Source organism: Corynebacterium sp., assembly GCF_012837295.1.
GTDB lineage: Bacteria > Actinomycetota > Actinomycetes > Mycobacteriales > Mycobacteriaceae > Corynebacterium.
In genome coordinates this window covers 1-19,369 of sequence record NZ_DURI01000320.1, presented here as the reverse complement: position 1 = coordinate 19,369, position 19,369 = coordinate 1, and the positions used below count along the sequence as shown (strand labels likewise).

The window sequence follows — 19,369 nt, the reverse complement described above, 5'->3', positions numbered from 1 at the left end:
GCGAAGCGGGCCCGGGGACATGCTCCCCGGGCCCGCTTCGCATTGGTCGCCCGACCGGCGGGACGGGCCGGCCACGGGCGCGGCTCGTCCTTGCTCTGCTACCGGCGCGGCTCTCCGGAGTCGCCGCCCGGCGCGTTTTCACCCGGCACGTCCTCGAGAGTGACGTCGGCGTCGTCGACGTGGGGGGCGTCCGCATCGGACGCGGCACCGGACTTCGCATCGGCCGCGCCCCGATCGGCGGGCGCGTCGAGGTCGTCGGACGAGAACGGGTTGTCCGTCGGCACGTCGTCGCCGGCCTCCAGCGCTCCGGCAGTGCCCTTGCCCAGCGCCTTGTCGCCGGACTCCGACGCCATCTGGGCGCGGATCTCCGCGAGACGCGCGTCGGCGCGGGCGTCCGTCCCGGAGGCCTCGATCTCGGCCATCCGGCCGGCGTGCGAATTCTCCGCGAGCTCCTGCGCCCCGAGGGCGTTGGCGTAGCGGGATTCGATCTTCTCGCGCACGCCGTCGAGCGTGGGCACGTTCGGATTGTCGGACACGCCCTGCATGCCCTCGAGGGTGCGGGACGTGGTCTCCTGCATCTTCGCCTGATCCGCCTGCGACTCGAGCTCGCGGATCTGCGACTTCAACTGCTCGTACTGCATCTGCGACTGCTTGGCCTGCTTCTGCGCCTCTTCCGCGGCGCGCACCGCCTGGCCGTGCATCTCGGTGGTCTGGTCGATCTCCGTTTCCACGCTGACGAGCTGCGACGCGAAGATCTCCGCGGTCTTCTCGAATTCCTGCGCCTTGGCCTCGTCGCCCGAGGCGCGGGCAGAGTCGGCCTGCTGCACGGCGGTGCGGGTGTTGTCGGTGAGCTTGTTGCGCTCCTTCTGCAGCCGCGCCAGCGTCATCTCCAACTGGTTGCGGTTGCCGATCACCGACGCGGCCTGCTGCTGGATCTGGCGGTGCTGCTCGCGCGCAGCTTCCGCCGCCTGGTGGATCTGCACCTTCGGGTCTGCGTTGTCCTCGATCTTCTTGTCGAAGGAGGACATCATGTACTTCCAGCCCTTGCTGAACGGGTTTGCCATGGCGGGCGTCCTTTCGGTGTCGTCGCCCCGGATTCTACGTAAAACCGGCCGCCCCGACCGGGCCGCGGGCCATCGCGCCCTCGCCCCGCTCGACCGCATGACCTCCGGGCGAGCGGATTGCGCCGCCGATGTAAAGTCTCGGATCATGTTCAACCCCCGGTTCCCGGGCCGGCGCATCGCCGCCGCGTCCGCTTGCGCGGCACTTTTCGCCGTTGCCGCGCCCGCCGCCGTTCCGACGACGTCACCCGATTCCCCGCCGCCCTTCGCCGCCCCGACCGCCCTGGCCAAGGACGCGGACGACGACGAGGACGCCGACGCGAAGAAGGACCGGACGACGTCGGAGAAGGCCACGTCCGAAAAGAAGGCGCCGGAAACCGAATCCGAGGCCGGGGACGAGAAGAACGGCGTCGCCAAGCCCGAGCTGCCGGAACCCACCACCGACGTCGGCCGGGACATCCAGGCCCGGATGGACGAGGCGACGAAGACGGTGACCGACGCCGGCGGCACCATCGGCATGGCGTTCCTCGACCGCGAGACCGGCGAGTTCATCTGCAACGACCAGTGCCTCGATTCGTTCGCGCTGGCCAGCCTGTCCAAGGTGTTCATCGCGGAAGTCGTCGGCTACACCAACTACGACCGCCCCGGCCGCCGCGGCGAGATCGAGGCCGGCGAGGGCGACATGCCCGTCGAGGGCAATGCCGACGCAATGCTTCGCGACGACATGGTGCGCTACTCCGACAACGAGGCCACCAATGCGCTGTGGTCGCAATACGGCGGGACGAAGGTGATCGACAGCGTCAAGGAGCGCTACGGCCTGACCGACGCGACCATCGCGAACTCCGACTGGGGGTCGACGATGTCGTCGGCCGCGGACATGGTCACGTTCTTCGATGGGCTGCTCGCCGGCGAGGGCGGCCTGTCCGAAGTGGAGACCCGCTACCTGGTGCAGCTGATGTACTCGCTGCCGCGGTATTCCTACCGCAACTCCGACCAGAACATCGGGCTGCGCGCGGCGCTGCCCGACGAGTTCGTCGGCGTGAAGGGCGGCTGGGTCGACCCGAAGATCCGCACGTCCGCGGGCTTTTTCGGCGAGGACGACCGCTACGTCATCGCGGTGCTCTCCCGCAACGTGTCCCCGGAGGAGTTCACCGACGCCATCGCGCACGTCTTCCCGGAGGGCGGCGCCGGCGTCGAGGAACGCGGCGACGAGGCCATCCGGCAGGCCGGCTCGGTCAACGCCGACCTGGCCGATGGGGGATCTTCGGCGACCCCGTGGGTGCTCGCGCTGCTGGTCGCCACCGCCGCGGGCTTCGGCCTCGGCTGGCAGATGCGCCGCAGCGACGCCTGACGCGGGGTCTGCCGCCTGGCCAGTTGCCGGGCCCTGCCGCTGAGCCCGCTGCCGAGCTCTACTCCTGAGCGTCGCCCCGCGCGGCCCCGTCGGCGGCCATCTGCTCCTCGATCTGGCGGCGGACGTCCGCCATGTCCAGCTCGCGGGCCTGGCGCAGCAGGTCCTCCAGCGCCTGGGGCGGCAGCACGCCGGCCTGCTGGAACAGCAGGATGCCCTCGCGGAACAGGAAGAGGGTCGGGATCGACTGGATGCCCAGCGCCGCGGAAATCTCCTGGTTGGCGTCGGTGTCCAGCTTCGCGAACGCGACGTCGTCGTGCTTCTCCGACACCTGCTCGAAGATCGGGGCGAACTGGCGGCAGGGGCCGCACCACTCGGCCCAGGCGTCGACGAGCACGATGTCGTTGTCCTGGATGGTCTGGGCGAAGGTGTCGTTGGTGACGTCGATGGTTGCCATGAAGGGGCTCCTCTTTTCATCGGTTCCCGCGGGGCATGCCCCCGCGCGGTGCCGCTTCCCGGCACGTCCCGATCAACGCGCACACCCTACGGGGTATTCCCGGGGGCATTTCGCTTCACGACGTCCCGGCCGCCGCATTCCATCGCGGAACGTACGGCACGGCGTCGGCGACCCGCCTGGGCCGCCCCGCCCCGGACGCTACCGGATGCGCAGGATGTTGCGCTGTTCCCCCAGGCCATCGATGGCGACCCGGATTTCCTGGCCGTCGCGCAGGTACGTCTTCGGCGACATGCCGTGGCCGACCCCCGCCGGCGTTCCCGTGGAGATGACGTCGCCCGGGTTCAGCTGCACGAACCGCGAGATGTACGACACCAGCGTCGCGGCCGGGAACACCAGGTCGGCGATGGGGGCGTCCTGTCGAAGTTCGCCGTCGACCCACGTGCGAACGCGGGCGGTGGCCGCGTCGAACTCGTCGGGCGTGGCCAGCCAGGGGCCGAACGCCGACGTCCGCTGCAGGGTCTTGCCCTGGAGCCACTGCTGGGTGGCGTACTGGGCGTCGCGCTGGGTGAAGTCGTCGAGGATCGCGTACCCCGCGATGCGGTCGGCCGCCTCCTCCTCGTCGACCCGGTAGGCGGTCTCGCCGATGATCACGGCCAGCTCGCCCTCGTAGTCCAGGGCATCGGCCGCATCGGCGTGGACCATCAGATCATCCCGGGGACCGGCGAGGGCGTCGGCGAACTTGGCGAACAGCGTGGGCACGTCGGGACGATCATGGCCCATCTCGTCGATGTGCGCGGCGTAATTCAGGCCGACGCAGAAGATCTTGCCCGGGCGGGGAATCAGCGGCGCGAGCGCCCACTCCGACTCCGGCACCACGCGCTCGGGATCGAGGCGGTCGGGGTCGAGGTCGGCGATGGCCGCCTCCGCGCGCCCCCGCCAGTCCCCGCGCGACAGCAGATCGCCGACGCACGCGGCGTCGAGCAGCACGGCCGAACCGTCGAGCAGGACCGCCGCCCGCGTCGACCCGTCGATGCGCAATGTCGCGAGCTTCATCGGCGCTCCCCTTCCTCATCGCGTCCGCGGACCGCCGACGCTCCCGTCTCGGGAACCGGCGCAGGATTCGCCGCCGGAATCGGCGTGGAGGGCGCACCGGGCGCCACGGCGGGCGTCGTCAAGCGAACGACCCAATCCGGGCGCTTGAACAGCCAGCCACCGCCGGCCCGCAGAATCACCCGGTACAGGCCCAGGCACAGCGCCGCAGCCGCTGCGGTGGCGACGACGGGCTGCCACGGCAGGCCCGGATCGTCCGCGAGGAACTGATCCGCGGTGATCGCCAGAATCGACAGCATCGGGATGTGCATGAGGAATACCGGCAGCGTCCGCCGGCCGATCTTCTCGAACGGCCGGACGACCGGGGAGCCCTGCAGCATGGCCATGACGTTGACCGCCGCGAAGACGCCCGCCGTCGACAGGAACAGGCGCATGAAGCCCTGATTGCCCGCATTGAAGGACGGGAACGTGAGCATGATCCACGTCGCCGCACCGACGTACGCGGCCACCGACGCCACCAGGAAACCGATCGGACGGCGGTCGACCATGCGGAAAATGTACGGCGCACCGTAAATGCCCAGCAGGTAGAAGACGTACATCTTGGACACGAAATCCCACGACCAGCTGACCGCCGCGAACGGCGCGGTCACGTTGACCGCCGCGGCCGCCGCGATCTGCACGATCGGGGGGACGTGGCGGGTGGCCTTGGACAGGATCGCGAACAACGCCAGCGCCCACAGGAACCACAGGTACGACGTCGGCTCCACCAGCGCGTGCAGCGAGTTGTACAGCAGCGAATCCCAGGTGGCGGGGTCGGCGATGCGGGGGGCGCCCGTGAACCCGACCGCGGTGACGTGGGACTTGGGCAGCAGGGCCAGGATGACGTCGCGCAGCGGCACCCACAGCACGTAGAGCCAGACCATCACCCAGATGCGGCGATTGGCCAGCTTCGTCCAGGACTCCGACAGCGCCTTCGCGGCGAACAGCCCGGAGAGCAGGAAGAACAGCGGCATGCGGATCGGGCCGAGCATGAAGTTCACGTCCGACCAGATGCCCGTGGAGTAGCCGTGGTTGGCCAACTCGGTGATCGCATGGCCGAGCACCACGAGGAGGATGCAGAGCCCCTTCGCGGAATCGACCCAATCGACGCGCGGCCTCGATGCGGCCTGCGCGCCCACGGTTCCGGCAGCTGCGGTTCCCGCCAAGAATCCTCCCATTCATTCGCCGCCCGACGCCCCGTCCAGGGCGGCTCGGGCACGCGAATATTCGTCCCGTTGTCGCGGGTAAGGGAGTTTACCCATCCTGACCTGGACGGGGAAGGCAACGTGAGGGGGAACACCCCCACGCCGCCGGTGTGACAGGGGGCGTGGCGGGCCCCACCGGAGCCGCTCCCCTAGTGCTCGTGAGCCATGTTCACGAAGCGCGAGTAGCGCAGCTGGTTGGCCACGGTCACGGTTCCGATGGGGCCGCCGCGGTGCTTGGCCAGGATGATGTCGGACTCGCCGGCGCGCTCGTGCTCCAACTCCTGCGAATCGGGCCGGTAGAGCAGCATCACCATGTCGGCGTCCTGCTCCAGCGAACCCGACTCGCGCAGGTCGGCGACCTGGGGCTTCTTGTCGGTGCGGGCCTCGGGGCCTCGGTTGAGCTGCGAAATGGCGATCAGCGGGACGTCGAGTTCCTTGGCCAGCAGCTTCAGCTGGCGCGAGAATTCCGAGACCTCCTGCTGGCGAGATTCGACGCGCTTGCCCGACGACATCAGCTGCAGGTAGTCCAGCACGATCAGCTCGAGGTCGTGCTTCTGCTTGAGCTGCCGCGCCTTCGCCCGAATCTCCATCATGGTCAGGTTCGGCGAATCGTCGATGAACAGCGGCGCCTCGCGGATCTGCTCGGTGCGCTCTACGAGCTTGTTCCAGTCCCCCGGCTCCATGTTGCCGGAACGCAGCTTCGCCAGGTCGATCTCGGTCTCCGCCGACAGCAGGCGCATCATGATCTCGATCTTCGACATTTCCAGCGAGAAAATGACGCTGGCCTTGCCGTGCGCGATCGACGCCGAGCGCATGAAGTCCAGCGCGATGGTCGACTTGCCCACGCCCGGTCGCGCCGCGATGATGATCATCTGCCCGCCGTGCAGGCCGTTGGTCAGCTCGTCGAGCCGGTGGAACCCCGTGGGCACGCCCTGCGCCAGGCCGCCCTGTTGCGAGATCAGGTCGATCTCTTCCAGCGCCGGGTCCATCAGCTCCGACATCGACGCGTAATCGGCCTTCTCCGAATCGCGGCCGACGCCGAAGACGAGCTGCTGGGCCTGGTCCACCAGGACCTCCGGCTCGGAGTCCTCCGCCCCCGCGTAGCCGAGCTGCACGATCTGCGTGCCGGCCTCCACCAGGCGGCGGATCGTGGCCTTCTCCGCGACGATCTTCGCGTAGTAGTGCGCGTTCGCGGCGGTGGGCACCATGGCCACGAGCGTGTGCAGGTAGGGCGCGCCGCCGATGCGCTCGAGATCCCCCAGACGGTCCAGCCGCCCGGCCACCAGGATCGGGTCGACCTCCGACGACTCGCCGTACAGGTGCAGGATCGCCTCGTAGATCGCCTGGTGCGCCGGCCGGTAGAAGTCTTCCGGCTTCAGCAGCTCGTAGACGTCCGCGATGACGGTGGGGCTGAGCAGCATGCCGCCCAGCACGCCCTGCTCGGCCTCGATGTTGTGCGGCGGTTGCCGGCCGAAATCGACGCCCCGCGCGGCTCGTTCCCCGCGGGACCGGTCGCCGTCGCCGCGGCCACCGCGACCGAAGCCCCCCGAACCTCCCCTGCTTTGCGACGGCCCGCCGCCCGCGTACCCGCCGTCGTCGTCAGTGGACTCCGGGGGCGGCGGAACGTCGTCGTACGACGCCGAGTACGCCGCATCGTCCGTCGATTCCCGTGGCTGGCTCATGTGCGCCGCCTCCCCTTTCCCTGTTTTTTCGGGTGCGCCATCGGTGCGCGCCGGCCCCGTGAAACACGGCGACCCGACCCGGTTCATGTTCCGCCACAGGCTACCCCGTGGCCCGGATCGGACCCGCCCTTTCCCGTTCGAACAGCGGCTTCGTTGGTGCCCTCCCACAGAGTTATCCACAGGCTTTGTGGATAACCCTGGGGACGAATTGTGAACGGAACATGAATCCCCAGGCGACGGTGTGGAGCATTCGCCCGCCACTCCGACGCCGAAACCTCATGACCTGCAGGTATCCGGATTAGCCCAGGTCAGGGCGCTTTTCGCGAAATTCACCCGTGGTCGGGGGTAGCCGCGGACCACCCCTCCCGACTCGTCCGCGCCACCCGAGCTTCATCTTCGGTTCGCATTTTCACCGGGCTGACGGTGGTGTCCTGCGGAAACTCACCAACAGGTTTTCCACAACCCCGTCAACCCCGGCTCCGGCGGCCTCCCCCTCAATCTCGACCTCGGCTGGAGAGTTGCGGACCCCGCCCCACCGTCATCCGGCGAGCCACGGAACGACGGGCCGTCGACACGCGAAAACCCGGGCCCCGGACGGGCCCGCCCGCCCCCGGAAACACCTCCGGCCCCGCCCGAAGAATCGGGAGGGGCCGGGGTGCGCTGTTGTCATTGGGCCGGAGAACCGGCCGCCGTCATGTGCCGCGAATTACGCGGCGACGACCTCCACGGAAACATGCGCGGTGATCTGCGGGTGCAGCGCGATGTCAACGGTGTGCTTGCCGGTGGCCTTGATCTGGCCGGCGGAGAGCTCCACGGCGCGCTTGTCGATGGCCTGGCCGGACGCCTTGCGGACCGCGTCCGCGACGTCGGCGGCGGTGACCGAACCGAAGAGCTTGCCCGTCTCGGACGCCTTCACGGCGACGGAAACGTTGTCGAGCGCGTCGAGCTTGGCCTTGACCTCGCGAGCGTGGTCGAGGTCCCGGATCTCGCGGGCCTCCTGGGCACGGCGAATGCCCTCGATCTGCTTCTCAGCACCACGGGTGGCCACGATGGCCATGCCGCGGGGAAGCAGGTAGTTACGTCCATAGCCGGCCTTGACCTCGACGATGTCACCGGGGACACCGAGCTTGTCGACGGCGGCGGTGAGGATCAGCTTCATGATCCCTGCCTTTCGCTGGATATTTCTAACGTCGGATTGGTGTGATCGCGTGGGACCGGTCTAGAACGGCGGCTCGTCGCCGCCACCGAAATCGCCGGACTGGGGAGCGGAGTTCCACGGATCCTCGGCCGGCTGACCGCCGCCGAAGTTCTGGTTTCCTCCGCGGCCGCCCTGGCCGCCGAAATTGCCCTGGTTCTGGCCGCCGCCCTGGTTTCCGCCGCCGAAGCCGCGTCCACCCTGGTTGCCGCCGCCGAAGCCCTGGCCGCCACCGCCGCCCTGACCGCCGGAGCGGGGGTTGCGGGTGACCTGGGCCGAAGCGAACTTGAGGGACGGGCCGACCTCGTCGACCTCGATCTCGTAGACCGTGCGGCGCTCGCCCTCGCGGGTTTCGTACGCGCGCTGGCGCAAGCGGCCCTGCACGATGACGCGCATGCCCTTGCTCAGGGTCTCCATCACGTTCTCCGCCGCTTCGCGCCAGATGTTGCAGGTCAGGAAAAGAGCTTCCTGATCCTCCCACTGGCCCGAGTCGCGGTTGAAGGCGCGCGGCGTCGACGCCACGCGGAAATTGGCCACGGCCGCACCCGACGGGGTGTAGCGCAGCTCCGGGTCGGCGACGACGTTGCCGACCAGCGTGATGGGGGTCTCTCCCTGTGCCATGGTTCGCTCCTCTTCGGAATTGGGCGATGTTGTCGGTGACGGTTGTTACGCCGCCATCCTACGGTCCCGTGCGGACCCGGTGAGGGCCCGCGGGAAAACTAGCGATCGCCCCGCAGCACCTTGGTGCGCAGGATGGAGTCGTTCAGGTTGAGACGACGATCGAGCTCCAGCACGGCGGCCGGCTCGCACTTGAGGTCGAGGACGACGTAGATGCCCTCGTCCTTCTTCTCGATGGGGTACGCCAGGTGGCGCTTGCCCCAGATGTCCACCTTCTCGACGTCGCCCTTTTCCTGGCGAATGATGTCGAGGTACTTCTCCAGGGACGGGCCGACGGTGCGTTCATCCAGCGACGGATCGAGGATGATCATGACTTCGTAGTGACGCACGGACCTCATCACCTCCTATGGTCTAGTTTTTCGTGTTTCGGCCACGGGAGCGTTCGACGGGGGCGTGGGCCGCGGGTCTGTCCGCGTCCGTCCGCGCCCCGACCTCCACGTGGCAGGAGGGTCGTTGCGTCAGGCAACCTGGCCAGAGTAGCCCATGGCAAAGCCCCGCACATAATCGATGTGCGGGGCCGGATGCGGTCCGATCGGCTCGACGGGTCCCGGCGGGACGGGGGCCGGGTCTCCGGGCCGCGGTCTGCGGTGGGTCGCGCCGCTTGGCTTTGCGACGTGCCGGCGCTCCCCTATTCGCCGCCGGCGGCGTGGAACAGCGCGATGATGACGGGGACGATGGTGGCCAGGAAGAAGGCGGCGATGACGAGCCCCCACACCCGGCGCTGCGGCCACTTGTACATGAAGCCGTAGAAGGCCGCTCCGAAGAAGAGGAATCCCACGAAGACGCTCGCCATCGTGAGGATCAGCATGCCGCTCAATTCATCCACCCGTTCCTGGGGTCGTGGTCGCGTGCCGGCCGCCGGGGCGGTGGCCGGGGTGAAACATCGAAGGGCCGCCGGTGGATTCCGGCGGCCCTTCCCCGGTCCGGATCATTCCGGAGCGGGCGTGGCTCGGTACAGCGGGTCAGTTCGCGGGCGCCGGTGCGGGAGCGGGCGCATTGCCGCCTCCGCCGTCACCGCCGTTCTGGCCGCCTCCGTCACCAGGGGCCGGGAAAGGGAGCAGATCACCGATTCCGCCGCCCCCGCCACCGGCCGGCGGCGGCGGGATGTCCGGAAGTTCCGGAATGGCGGGCGGCGCCTCTTCCTGGGTCTCTTCCTCGGTCGTGGCCGGCTGCTCCGCCGAGGCCGCGGGGCCGGCGTTGCCGCCGCCGCTCCAGGCCGGGGCACCCGCGACTCCGCCGACCGCCGACGGGGCGGTGAAGGTCTCCCAATCGGCGTTCACCAGGGCGTTGTCCATCGTGTACTTCCACAGATCGGACGGCGTATTCGAGCCGTACATGACGCCGCCGTAGGCGTTGTACAGGGCGGACCCGTCGACGTTGCCGACCCACACGGCGGTGGACAGCTGGGGGGTGGCGCCGATCATCCACGCGTCCTTGTTCAGCCCGGTGTCGCCGAGCTGGGTGGTGCCCGTCTTGGCGGCGGACTGGCGGCCGCCGGCCAGCGCGTGGTTGTTGTAGGAGGCGATCGGCTTCATGGCGTCGATGACGTTGGTGGCCACGGCCTCCGACACCCGGCGATCGCCGTCGTTCTTCTCGCGCTCGAAGAGCACCTCGCCGTTGACGGTCTCGACCTTCTCCACGAAGTGGGTCTGCTGGTGCACGCCGTCGTTGGCCAGAGTGGCCAGGCCGACCGCCATGTCCAGCGGGCGGGTCTGGTACTGGCCCAGGGTGATGCCGTCGAGGGCCTCGCCGTTCTCCTCGAGCAGGGTGCGCTCGATGCCCGGGATCGACTCGGCGACGCCGAGGCGGTGGGCCATCTTGGCGGTGTCGGTCGGGCCGTTCTTCAGGTCGCGCTGCAGGCGGATGAACGGAGTGTTCAGCGACTGCTTCAGCGACTCGGAGATCGGGCAGACGCCGCACGAGGCGCCGCCGGCGTTGTACATGGTGACGTTGCCGGACTGCACGGGCGCCGACGAGTACTGGGCGGACAGCGGGATGTCCTGGTCCAGGGCGGCGGCCAGGGCGAAGATCTTGAACGTCGAACCGGTCTGCAGGCCGGAGTTGGCGTAGTCCCAGCCGTTGGGGTCCTCGCCGCCGTAGTAGGCGCGCACGGCGCCGGTCCCCGGTTCGACGGAGACGATGGCGGCGCGCATGTCGTCGGAGAAGAGGTAGTTCTCCACCGCATCGAGGGCCGACTTCTGGGCCTCCGGGTCGATGGTGGTGGTCACGCGCAGGCCGAGGGTGTTGACCTCCTGCTCGGTGATGCCCTCGCGGTCGAGCTCGGCCAGCACCTGCGACTTGATCATCGCGGCGGGGCCGGGCTCCGGCGCCTGCTGCGGCACCAGCGCGGGGTCGAGGGTTTCGGGGTACGCCTGGGCGTTGCGATCGGCCTGCGTCAGCACGCCCATCTCGACCATGCCGTCGAGGACGTAGTTCCAGCGCTGCTCCGCCTCGGGGCGGTTCGTCCAGGGATCCAGCGCGGACGGGCGCTGGATGGACGCGGCCAGCACAGCGGCGTCGGCGGCGGTGAGCTCGCCGACCGGCTTGCCGAAGTACGCCTCGGACGCGGCCGCGATGCCGTAGCCGTTGCGGCCGAAGTAGATGGTGTTGAGGTACGCCTCGAGGATCTCGTCCTTCGACCACTCGCGCGCCATCTTCGCCGACATGACCAATTCCTTGGCCTTTCGGGTGACGGTGCGCTCGTCGCCGACGACGGCGTTCTTCACGTACTGCTGGGTGATCGTCGAACCGCCGCCCGCGGACGGGTTGCCGGTGACGACTCCCCAGGCCGCGCGCGCGTAGCCGCTCAACGAGAAGCCGGGGTTCGTGTAGAACTCGCGGTCCTCCGCGGCCAGCACGGCGTTGCGGACGACCGACGGGACCTCCTCCAGCTCGACCGCGCGGCGGTTGCCCGCCTCCGGGACGATGCGGGCGATCTCGTTGTCGCCCGAATTGTCGTAGATCACCGCGATCTGGTCGTTGGCCAGCTCCTCGGGCTCCGGAACGTCGGTCGCCACGTAGGCGATGCCGAAGATCGCCACCGGGAACAGGATGATGAGCACGGCGGCCACGGCCAGCCACGCCCAAATGCCGCGGCGCCCGCCGCGTTCGTCGTCCACTTCGTCCTCCACGTCATCGTCGAGGTCGTCCTCGGCGTCATAGTCCCCGGCGTCGTAGGAGCCGGCGTCGCCGTCCCCGGCGCCGTAATCCCGGGCGCCCGGGTCTCCGGCATCGCGTCGGCCGCCGCGGACGACCGAATCGCCCTCCGCGCCGGCGGCGTCGCCCGCCGTCCCGTCACGCCCGGCGCCGGAGGCGGAATCGACGTCCCACCATTCGCCGCCGGCGGACCCGGGATCACCGGGGCCGCTCGCGTTGTCTCGAGGATCCTTGCTCACGGGCTCTCTCCAAATCGGTTATTGCTTCGGTCTGCGCCGGCCGTGTCCGCCGTCGCGGTGCGCACCCGGAAGTTCCACCGGCAATCCGGGCAAACCTCCACCGTCTGCACGGTGCACGGGCCACGCTCGGCGACCAGATGGGCGAGTTCGGCGGCGCCGCATGCGGTGCCGGAACGATGCCCCAGGTTCTCTCCGAAAACCCAGGATACGAGTCGGAGGTCCCCATTGCGACAAAGAGGACACTTCGCGTCGGCGGGGACGCCGTGGAATCGGGCGGCCGCGACGAGCCGGGGATCGCCGTCCCGCAACGTCCCCGCCTCGACCTCGCCACTCCGCCAGCGCGCCAGCTCCGCGTTGCGGGCCAGCGTGTGGTCGACTTCATCGCGCCACGTGATCACGCGGTCAGGGTAGCAGGCACCCCCATGCCATCACCCCCGCTTTATCGGTTCACCTTCGCCCCCACGGGCTCCGGAATGCGGTTGCGATATCGAATGGGTATAGCGTCAGCACATTGGGGTGCGTCCCGGGTCCACCCGGATCCACGTGCGCGCCCGCACCGGAAGTCGAATCAAGGAGACCGCATTTCATGAGTTCCGTTCGCGTTGCAATCGTCGGCGTCGGCAACTGTGCTTCGTCGCTCGTCCAGGGCGTGGAGTTCTACCGTGACGCGAAGGCGGGTGACGACGTCCCCGGCCTGATGCACGTTCAGTTCGGCGACTACCACGTCTCCGACATCGAGTTCGTCGCGGCGTTCGACGTCGACGACAAGAAGGTGGGCAAGGATCTCTCCGAGGCGATCAACGCCTCCGAGAACTGCACCATCAAGATCGCGGACGTGCCGACCCTCGGCATCGAGGTCCAGCGTGGCCCGACCCTGGACGGCATCGGCAAGTACTACGCGGAGACCATCGACGAGTCGGCGAAGGAGCCGGTCGACGTCGTGCAGGCACTGAAGGACGCCGAGGTCGACGTGATGGTGTCGTACCTCCCGGTCGGCTCGGAGCAGGCGGACAAGTTCTACGCCCAGTGCGCGATCGACGCCGGCGTGGCCTTCGTCAACGCCCTGCCCGTCTTCATCGCCTCCGACCCGGAGTGGGCCAAGAAGTTCGAGGACGCCGGCGTCCCGATCGTCGGCGACGACATCAAGTCGCAGGTCGGCGCCACCATCACGCACCGCGTGATGGCGAAGCTGTTCGAGGACCGCGGCGTCCGCCTGGAGCGCACGCTGCAGCTCAACGTCGGCGGCAACATGGACTTCAAGAACATGCTCGAGCGCGAGCGCCTGGAGTCCAAGAAGATCTCGAAGACCCAGGCCGTGACCTCGAACCTGACCGGCCCGCTGGCCGGCCTGATCGACGACCGCAACGTCCACATCGGCCCGTCCGACTGGATCGATTGGCTGGACGACCGCAAGTGGGCGTACGTCCGCCTCGAGGGCAAGGCCTTCGGCGAGGTGCCGCTGAACCTGGAGTACAAGCTCGAGGTGTGGGACTCCCCCAACTCCGCCGGCATCATCATCGACGCCCTGCGCGCCGCGAAGATCGCCAAGGACCGCGGCATCGGCGGCCCGATCCTGCCGGCCTCGGCGTACCTGATGAAGTCCCCGCCGAAGCAGATGGGCGACGACGTCGCTCGCGCCGAGCTGGAGAAGTTCATCTCCGGCGAGTAGTTCTCGCACCCCGCGCTCGGGCCGCTTTCGGCATCCCCGCGCGCCTCGCGTGATCCCGGGCCCGGGCCGCCGACTGCACCACGGTCGGCGGGCCCCGGGCCTTCGCGCTGCTTTGCGACGCTTTTGCGCATCTGATTTGACCGTTACGCTCGTTACAGGGGTGTAACGGTCAGTGGCGTTTTCACCCCCGTTTTTTCAGGCCGACCACGGCGCACCAAGGCGTCGTAAAGCCCTGAACAGCGACAATGCGGGAACCCGGACCAAAGAGTCTGTGTTTTTCATAATAACTAGCGTCGCATGACTATTTTGCACTGGGAATGACGGTGCGTGTTTGACTACGATTGCGCCCATGACCGAAACCAATCAGGCCGCGTCCGCTGCGGCCGGAGCGATGACCCCCCTGGACCTGGCCAAGGAAATTCGCCCCCTGCTGACCCGGGCCGAGCTGCTGTACAGCCGCCGCTCCGAGGAGTCGCAGCTGAGCCGCGCGCAGCTTTCCATCATGATGACGCTCGACGCCCTGGGCCCGTGCCGCATCAACCAGCTCGCGCAGGCCGAGGCCATCCGCATGCCCACCGCCTCCAACGCCGTCCACCACCTCGAGGACGCCGGCATGGTCGAGCGCGTCCGCGACACCAAGGACCGCCGCGGCGTCCGCGTCGAGCTGACCGACAAGGGCGTGTCCGAGCTGCGCCGCGTCTCCGACGAACGCGACGAACAGATGGCCAACATGTTCAAGTCGCTGTCTCCCGAGGAACTGCAGGTCGGCGCGACCCTCGTGCCCATCCTCAAGCGCATCCTGGAGTCCTACGGGGAGGACCGGGCTACGGCAGCCGAGTAAACGGCGACTAGTCTTGAGGGTGGAACGTTAAGGTGCGATGTTGACTCAGCACCCGCCGAGCACCACCCCCGAGCCGCGAACCGGCTCAGCCCCCAGGAGGTTCGCATGCCGCACAGCCCGCTCCGCGTATTGGTCGCGTGGCGCCCCGGCCGCAACGGTGCGGAGGCGATCAACTTCGCCGCATGGCTGGCCCGCACTTGCGAGGTGCGCATCCGCGTGGCCACCGTCCTGTCGCGCGGGTGGCCGCTGACGTCTCTGGCGCGGTTGTCCGACCACGACTCCTGGGTCGAGCGCGAAGGAAGGAACTCGGAACGGGCGGCGCGGGCGGCGCTGAAGGCGGCCGGGATCCGCAAGAACATGCTCGACGACGAGGCATTCGTCAGCGTCGAGTCCTCCTCCGAGGCCACCGCGTTGACCCGCATGGCGGAGGAGTTCGGCGCCGACGTCATCCTGCTGGGCAGCGAGGCCCACTCCCCCTCCGGCCGATTCCGCGCCGGTTCGACCGCCGACGCCCTGCTGCATTATTCGCCGGTGGCATTGGGGCTGTCCCCGCGCGGGCGCAGACTGTCGAAGAACGGCGTCACGCGGATCAACGTCTCCTACATCGACACCCCGCAATCGCACACCGCGCTCAAGCGGGCCGCGGACCTGGCCATGAAGTGGGACGTGCCGCTGCGGCTGTTGGCGTTCACCCCCCGTGGCGCGACCATGTACCCCACCGAAGACGGCTTCGGGTCATCCGCGGACCTGATGATCGAATGGCGCGAGCAGGCCCTGGCGCTCATCGACCGCGGCATCGACCGCGCCCACACCCGTTACCCGGACCTGCACGTCGAGGCCGACGTCGGCAGCGGGCACGGCTGGGAAGAGGCGCTCGGCGCCCTGAAGTGGAAGAAGGGCGACCTGCTCATCGTCGGATCGTCGACGCTCGGGCCCTTCGGGCGGGTGTTCATCGGCTCTTCGACTAACCAGATCGTCCGCCACTGCCCCGTCCCCACGCTGATCACGCCGGCGTAAACCCCACGCGTATGGTGAGGGCATGCGCGACGACCAGACTGCCGGATACCCCGACGACGATGACCCGCTCAAGCACCTCGAGCGCAAGGAATACTCCTGGCGCCCGGCGCTGAAGTACGCGGGCGCCGTCGTCGGCGGGACGTTTCTGGCGGCGATCATCATCGGCGTGATCAGCGCCGCCGTGGGCGGCCCGAACTGCGATGACGGAAGCCACGTGTTCATCTGCTCGCGCTGGGCGGAGCTGGCGTTTCCCCTGGTCCCGGGTGCCGTGAGCCTGTTCGGAGCGCTCGGCGGATTCTGGATCACGTACACGCGGTGGAAGTCGTTCGGCAACTGGCGCCCGTGGCTGGCCATGTGCTGGGTGCTCATGCCGTGGACGCTGGCGTGGATGACGTCGACGTTCTCCATCGCCATGTTCGGCGTCGAGGGCGGAATCCCGTCGTGACCGGCCACCGCATTTTCCGCACTCCGTTCGCCGACATCTACCCGTTGTACGTCGCGAAGGTCGAGCGCAAGGGCCGCACCGTCGAAGAACTCGACGAGGTGCTCGCGTGGCTCACGGGTCATGACGTTCCGGGGCTCCGCGCCGCCGTCGATTCCGGCGTCGATCTGGAGGGATTCTTCGCGGCCGCGCCGGCCTTGAACGAGCACGTCGACCTGATCACGGGCGTGGTCTGCGGCGTCCGAGTCGAGGATGTCGAGGATCCGCTGATGCAGAAGATCCGCTGGATGGACAAGCTCGTCGACGAACTGGCCAAGGGCAAGAAGATGGAGAAGATCCTCCGCGGCTGACCCCGCCGGGGTCAGATCCCCCCGTTCACATCACTTAGAAAACTCATGCACACCTTTCGTGACTCGAAACGGTCTGGATTCCCCGATTTCGGCGATCTTGCGTCACAAAAGGTGTGCATGAGTTTCTTGAGCTGCTGGACCGTCCGGATGGCCCGGACCACATGAATCGCGGCGGCCCGCGACGGACCGCTACCGCCCGCGGCGGCCCACTACGGCGAAAACAGACAACAGAGCAGGATCACCAATGGTTGGTAGACACCAATCATGGGTTTGTGGTCTGCGTTTCGCAGACCCACAACCTGCATAAATGCGGGGCCCGGGGAAGCGGCGGCTACTTCTTCACCACGACGTTGACCATCTTGCCGGGCACGACGATGACCTTCGCCACGGTGCCCTCGGCGGTGTACGCGGCGACCTTCTCGTCGGCGAGCGCGATGGCCTCGATGTCCTCGCGCGACGCGTCCGCGGCCACGGTGACGCGCGACCGCACCTTGCCGTTGACCTGGACGGGCAGCTCGACGGTGTCGTCGACCAGCCACTTCTCGTCCGCCACCGGCCACGGGCCGTGGGCGAGGGACTCGTCGTTGCCCAGCCGCGACCACAGCTCCTCGGCGATGTGCGGAGCCACGGGGCCGAGCATCAGCACCAGCGGCTCCACCGCGGCACGCGGCGCGCCGGAGGTGCCGTACGCCTTGGTCAGGTAGTTGACGTACTCGATCAGCTTCGCCACGGCGGTGTTGTCGCGCAGGCCGGCGTAATCCCCGGTCACTCCGTCGACGGTGCGGTGGAGGGCCTTGAGGTCGTCGTCGGAAAGCGGGGCATCGGTGACCGAAGTCCCGCCCGTCGCCTCATCGACCACCAGGCGCCACGCGCGCTGCAGGAAGCGCTGCGCGCCGACCAGGTCCTTCGTCGCCCACGGGCGGGAGGTGTCCAGGGGGCCCATGGCCATCTCGTAGACGCGGAGGGTGTCGGCGCCGTAGTTGTCGCAGATGTCGTCGGGGGAGACGGCGTTCTTCAGCGACTTGCCCATCTTGCCGTACTCCTGGAAAACCTCCAGGTCAGCGCCGCCATCGCCGGCACCCGGGATGAAGAACTTCCCGTCGCGCTCGACGACGTCCTCCGCCGGCTGGTACACGCCGCGCGCGTCGGTGTACGCGTACGCCTGGATGTAGCCCTGGTTGAACAGGCGGCGGTACGGCTCCTTCGACGTCACGTGGCCGAGGTCGAACAGCACCTTGTGCCAGAAACGCGAGTACAGCAGGTGCAGCACCGCGTGCTCGACGCCGCCGACATACAGGTCGACGCCGCCCGGGTCGCCGGCGCCGTGGACGTCGGGGCGCGGGCCGGTCCAGTAGCGCTCGTTCTCGACGTCGCACAGCGCGTCGTTGTTGTTCGGGTCGATGTAGCGCAGCTGGTACCAGGACGAACCGGCCCAGTTGGGCATGACGTTGGTGTCGCGGCGGTACTGCTTCGGGCCGTCGCCGAGGTCGAGCTCGACGTTGACCCAGTCGGTGGCCTTGGCCAGCGGTGCCTGCGGCTCGGTGTCGGCGTCGTCGGGGTCGAAGGTGACGGGCTTGTAGTCCTCGACCTCGGGCAGCTCGACGGGCAGCATCGACTCGGGCAGCGGGTGCGCGACGCCGTCCTCGTCGTAGACCACGGGGAACGGCTCGCCCCAGTAGCGCTGGCGGGCGAAGAGCCAGTCGCGCAGCTTGTACTGGGTGGTGCCGCGGCCGGAGCCGTTGGCCTCGAGCCACTCGATGGTGGCGGCCTTCGCGTCGGCCAGGCCCAGGCCGTTGATGTCCAGGCCGGCGTCGTTGGCGGAGTTCACGGCCTTGCCTTCGCCGGTGAACGCCTGCTTTGCGACGCCCGCCTCCTCGCCGTCCGCGGTCTTCGCGGGAGCGGCGGGGGCGACGACCTCGCGGATGGGCAGGCCGAAGGCGGTGGCGAACTCGTGGTCGCGGTCGTCGTGGCCGGGGACGGCCATGATCGCGCCGGTGCCGTAGCCCGCCAGGACGTAGTCGGCGATGAAGACGGGGACCTGCTCGCCGGAGACCGGGTTGGTCGCGTAGGCGCCGGTGAAGACGCCGGTCTTCTCCTTGCTCTCCTGGCGCTCCAGGTCGGACTTGGCGGCGATGGAGCGTCGGTACGCGGCGACGGCGGCGGCGGGGGAGTCCTCGCCGAGGGTCCACCGCGGGTCGACGTCGGCGGGGTAGGACTCGGCGACGAGCTCGTCGACCAGGTCCAGCTCCGGCGCCAGCACCATGTAGGACGCGCCGAACAGGGTGTCGGGGCGGGTGGTGAAGACCTCGATCGGGCGCGTCGACCCGTCGGCGGCGGTCGCCTGGAAAACGACCTCCGCGCCGCGGGACCGGCCGATCCAGTTGCGCTGCATGGACTTGACCTTATCCGGCCAATCCAGCAGCTCCAGGTCGTCGACCAGGCGATCCGAGTACGCGGTGATGCGCATCATCCACTGGCCCAGGCGCTTGCGGAACACCGGGAAGTTGCCGCGCTCCGAGCGGCCCTCGGCCGTGACCTCCTCGTTCGACAGCACCGTGCCCAGGCCGGGGCACCAGTTGACCATCGAGTTCGAGCGGTACACCAGGCGGCGGGCCTCCAGGGCGCGCTCACGCTCCACGCGGTCGAGGTCGGCCCACTCGCGGCCGGCGAACTCCTCGGGCAGGGCGATGTCGCCTGCCGCGTAGGCGTCGACAAGCTCTTCGATGGGATGCGCCTTCCCGTCGCGCTCGTCGAACCAGGAGTTGTAGATGCGCAGGAAGATCCACTGCGTCCACCGGTAGTAATCGGTGTCGGTGGTGGCGAAGGCGCGGCGCTTGTCGTGGCCCAGGCCCAGGCGGCCGAGCTGGCGCTCCATGTTCGCGATGTTCGCCTCGGTGGTCACGCGCGGGTGCGTGCCGGTCTGGACGGCGAACTGCTCAG

18 protein-coding genes are annotated in these 19,369 nt (G+C 68.7%); 6 read left to right on the top strand and 12 right to left on the bottom strand.

Annotated features, from left to right (window positions below; translation table 11 throughout):
* Window positions 1-98: 98 nt before the first annotated feature.
* A complete protein-coding gene (locus tag GX015_RS10545) occupies window positions 99-1,064 on the bottom strand; it encodes a PspA/IM30 family protein (protein WP_291344999.1) in 966 nt (321 codons plus the stop codon).
* A 145-nt stretch (window positions 1,065-1,209) separates the two neighbouring features.
* Here GX015_RS10545 and GX015_RS10540 point away from each other — a divergent pair, with 145 nt between their 5' ends.
* Window positions 1,210-2,412: a serine hydrolase gene (locus GX015_RS10540; RefSeq protein WP_291344997.1), complete on the top strand. Its 1,203-nt coding sequence runs from the start codon at window positions 1,210-1,212 to the stop codon at window positions 2,410-2,412.
* A gap of 58 nt (window positions 2,413-2,470) precedes the next feature.
* Here GX015_RS10540 and trxA read toward each other — a convergent pair whose 3' ends face one another.
* From trxA to GX015_RS10490, 10 genes are all read right to left on the bottom strand, one after another.
* Window positions 2,471-2,866: a thioredoxin gene (trxA, locus tag GX015_RS10535; protein ID WP_291344996.1), complete on the bottom strand. Its 396-nt coding sequence runs from the start codon at window positions 2,864-2,866 to the stop codon at window positions 2,471-2,473.
* A 198-nt stretch (window positions 2,867-3,064) separates the two neighbouring features.
* Complete coding sequence (locus GX015_RS10530) at window positions 3,065-3,919, bottom strand: fumarylacetoacetate hydrolase family protein (protein WP_291344995.1); 855 nt, start codon at window positions 3,917-3,919, stop codon at window positions 3,065-3,067.
* Complete coding sequence (locus GX015_RS10525) at window positions 3,916-5,121, bottom strand: acyltransferase family protein (RefSeq protein WP_291344994.1); 1,206 nt, start codon at window positions 5,119-5,121, stop codon at window positions 3,916-3,918. The genes GX015_RS10530 and GX015_RS10525 overlap by 4 nt, the downstream gene beginning before the upstream one ends.
* A gap of 188 nt (window positions 5,122-5,309) precedes the next feature.
* Entirely contained in the window at window positions 5,310-6,842 is a 1,533-nt protein-coding gene (gene dnaB, locus GX015_RS10520; protein ID WP_291344993.1) for a replicative DNA helicase, read from the bottom strand.
* A 706-nt stretch (window positions 6,843-7,548) separates the two neighbouring features.
* On the bottom strand, window positions 7,549-8,001 hold the full coding sequence (rplI, locus tag GX015_RS10515) for a 50S ribosomal protein L9 (protein ID WP_291344992.1): 453 nt from the start codon (window positions 7,999-8,001) through the stop codon (window positions 7,549-7,551).
* A 60-nt stretch (window positions 8,002-8,061) separates the two neighbouring features.
* Window positions 8,062-8,658: a single-stranded DNA-binding protein gene (locus tag GX015_RS10510; RefSeq protein WP_291344991.1), complete on the bottom strand. Its 597-nt coding sequence runs from the start codon at window positions 8,656-8,658 to the stop codon at window positions 8,062-8,064.
* A 98-nt stretch (window positions 8,659-8,756) separates the two neighbouring features.
* On the bottom strand, window positions 8,757-9,044 hold the full coding sequence (gene rpsF, locus GX015_RS10505; protein WP_291345005.1) for a 30S ribosomal protein S6: 288 nt from the start codon (window positions 9,042-9,044) through the stop codon (window positions 8,757-8,759).
* A gap of 299 nt (window positions 9,045-9,343) precedes the next feature.
* Window positions 9,344-9,523: a hypothetical protein gene (locus GX015_RS10500; protein ID WP_291345003.1), complete on the bottom strand. Its 180-nt coding sequence runs from the start codon at window positions 9,521-9,523 to the stop codon at window positions 9,344-9,346.
* A gap of 154 nt (window positions 9,524-9,677) precedes the next feature.
* Entirely contained in the window at window positions 9,678-11,804 is a 2,127-nt protein-coding gene (locus GX015_RS10495; RefSeq protein ID WP_291345001.1) for a transglycosylase domain-containing protein, read from the bottom strand.
* Between the two features lie 302 nt (window positions 11,805-12,106).
* Window positions 12,107-12,508 (bottom strand): DUF5318 family protein, encoded by a 402-nt coding sequence (locus GX015_RS10490; RefSeq protein WP_291344989.1) that lies wholly within the window; start codon window positions 12,506-12,508, stop codon window positions 12,107-12,109.
* A gap of 188 nt (window positions 12,509-12,696) precedes the next feature.
* Between GX015_RS10490 and GX015_RS10485 the strand changes: the two genes are divergently transcribed.
* From GX015_RS10485 to GX015_RS10465, 5 genes are all read left to right on the top strand, one after another.
* Window positions 12,697-13,779: an inositol-3-phosphate synthase gene (locus GX015_RS10485; RefSeq protein ID WP_291344987.1), complete on the top strand. Its 1,083-nt coding sequence runs from the start codon at window positions 12,697-12,699 to the stop codon at window positions 13,777-13,779.
* Between the two features lie 349 nt (window positions 13,780-14,128).
* Window positions 14,129-14,620 (top strand): MarR family transcriptional regulator, encoded by a 492-nt coding sequence (locus GX015_RS10480; protein WP_291344985.1) that lies wholly within the window; start codon window positions 14,129-14,131, stop codon window positions 14,618-14,620.
* A gap of 105 nt (window positions 14,621-14,725) precedes the next feature.
* The gene (locus GX015_RS10475) at window positions 14,726-15,637 is read left to right on the top strand and encodes a universal stress protein (protein WP_291344983.1); all 912 of its coding nucleotides are present in this window, start codon (window positions 14,726-14,728) and stop codon (window positions 15,635-15,637) included.
* A gap of 22 nt (window positions 15,638-15,659) precedes the next feature.
* Window positions 15,660-16,082, top strand: coding sequence for a hypothetical protein (locus GX015_RS10470; RefSeq protein WP_291344981.1), 423 nt, complete (start codon window positions 15,660-15,662; stop codon window positions 16,080-16,082).
* The gene (locus GX015_RS10465) at window positions 16,079-16,429 is read left to right on the top strand and encodes a DUF2200 domain-containing protein (RefSeq protein WP_291344979.1); all 351 of its coding nucleotides are present in this window, start codon (window positions 16,079-16,081) and stop codon (window positions 16,427-16,429) included. The genes GX015_RS10470 and GX015_RS10465 overlap by 4 nt, the downstream gene beginning before the upstream one ends.
* A gap of 331 nt (window positions 16,430-16,760) precedes the next feature.
* Here GX015_RS10465 and leuS read toward each other — a convergent pair.
* On the bottom strand, window positions 16,761-19,369 hold a 2,609-nt coding region (gene leuS / locus GX015_RS10460), incomplete at its 5' end, for a leucine--tRNA ligase (RefSeq protein WP_291344978.1).

Bases quoted from the DNA above. Each gene is read 5' to 3' on its own strand.
- GX015_RS10545 (WP_291344999.1), bottom strand. From the start codon at position 1,064: ATGGCAAACCCGTTCAGCAAGGGCTGGAAGTACATGATGTCCTCCTTC.
- GX015_RS10540 (WP_291344997.1), top strand. From the start codon at position 1,210: ATGTTCAACCCCCGGTTCCCGGGCCGGCGCATCGCCGCCGCGTCCGCT.
- trxA (WP_291344996.1), bottom strand. From the start codon at position 2,866: ATGGCAACCATCGACGTCACCAACGACACCTTCGCCCAGACCATCCAG.
- GX015_RS10530 (WP_291344995.1), bottom strand. From the start codon at position 3,919: ATGAAGCTCGCGACATTGCGCATCGACGGGTCGACGCGGGCGGCGGTC.
- dnaB (WP_291344993.1), bottom strand. From the start codon at position 6,842: ATGAGCCAGCCACGGGAATCGACGGACGATGCGGCGTACTCGGCGTCG.
- rplI (WP_291344992.1), bottom strand. From the start codon at position 8,001: ATGAAGCTGATCCTCACCGCCGCCGTCGACAAGCTCGGTGTCCCCGGT.
- GX015_RS10510 (WP_291344991.1), bottom strand. From the start codon at position 8,658: ATGGCACAGGGAGAGACCCCCATCACGCTGGTCGGCAACGTCGTCGCC.
- GX015_RS10500 (WP_291345003.1), bottom strand. From the start codon at position 9,523: ATGCTGATCCTCACGATGGCGAGCGTCTTCGTGGGATTCCTCTTCTTC.
- GX015_RS10485 (WP_291344987.1), top strand. From the start codon at position 12,697: ATGAGTTCCGTTCGCGTTGCAATCGTCGGCGTCGGCAACTGTGCTTCG.
- GX015_RS10480 (WP_291344985.1), top strand. From the start codon at position 14,129: ATGACCGAAACCAATCAGGCCGCGTCCGCTGCGGCCGGAGCGATGACC.
- GX015_RS10475 (WP_291344983.1), top strand. From the start codon at position 14,726: ATGCCGCACAGCCCGCTCCGCGTATTGGTCGCGTGGCGCCCCGGCCGC.
- GX015_RS10470 (WP_291344981.1), top strand. From the start codon at position 15,660: ATGCGCGACGACCAGACTGCCGGATACCCCGACGACGATGACCCGCTC.